Consider the following 848-nt stretch of genomic DNA (forward strand, 5'->3'; position numbering starts at 1 on the left):
TCGGCCCGCACGAAGACCCCTCGCCTCGCCATTCTGCCGCTCCGCGTCGCCCTGCGAGGACATAGAACTTTTGCGGAACATCGGGAATGGCAGTCCGTCTAATCTCAGCCTGGACCGATTGCCATTACCAACCGACAAAACCGATTGGCATCCCGATCTGGGACCCGGCCGAGGACCGTTGTTGAGGCCCAACTAAGGGTGCTTCGGCATCCTGTGTCTCGGACCGCGTAGCGTTTTGGTCCCCTGCCGTGAGGAACGGTACCGAGCCCCGCCAGCCCGTGATCAGATCGGGCGGCGGGGCTAATGCCATTGGCTGGAGGGGCGTAACCACCATGCCGACACCGTCCGATCAGCACCTTCGGGGCCTGCTCACCCAGACGGAACGGGATCTCGCCGAGGCCGAGCAACGCCGCGAGCATCACGCTCGCATCGTCGCCGGCCTTGTCGACGGCACTGAGGCCCGAGCCGCTACGGAGAAGGTTTTGCGCGAAATCGATGGGACCATCGCGTTCATCAACGCGAACCGCCAGTTGATCCAAGACATTTTGGACTAGGATCAAAGGCGCTGAACCAGGACAGGCAGCGGCTTCATTGGTCTGACGCCTTGCTTGGGCGCAATAACCCGAGAAGCCGCCATGTCTCGGCCAGCTTGTCTCGTGTGACGGCCCTCTCCGCACGGATCTCACTGATCAGCTCCGTGGAGCGGGCGATCGTGGCGGCGGCTACTTGCCTCTGCGCCGTTTCTTTGGGCGGCAAGCGCCTATGCCTGCCATCCAGAACCTCCGTGAACGGCACCTCGATCAGGAGCGCTCCGCTATCGTCGGTGATCTCGAAGGCGTGGCGGGCTA

The 848-nt window shown here is 63.0% G+C and carries 1 protein-coding gene and 1 pseudogene; one reads left to right on the forward strand and one right to left on the reverse strand.

Annotated features, from left to right (window positions below):
* The first annotated feature begins 332 nt into the window (after positions 1–332).
* The gene (locus OXS27_RS32365) at positions 333–554 is read left to right on the forward strand and encodes a hypothetical protein (RefSeq protein ID WP_267361754.1); all 222 of its coding nucleotides are present in this window, start codon (positions 333–335) and stop codon (positions 552–554) included.
* A 34-nt stretch (positions 555–588) separates the two neighbouring features.
* Here OXS27_RS32365 and OXS27_RS32370 read toward each other — a convergent pair.
* A pseudogene (locus OXS27_RS32370) lies at positions 589–848 on the reverse strand (hypothetical protein); the annotation flags it as partial.

This window comes from Methylobacterium sp. GC_Met_3, assembly GCF_026540775.1.
Taxonomy (GTDB): Bacteria; Pseudomonadota; Alphaproteobacteria; order Rhizobiales; family Beijerinckiaceae; genus Methylobacterium.

Bases quoted from the DNA above. Each gene is read 5' to 3' on its own strand.
- OXS27_RS32365 (WP_267361754.1), top strand. From the start codon at position 333: ATGCCGACACCGTCCGATCAGCACCTTCGGGGCCTGCTCACCCAGACG.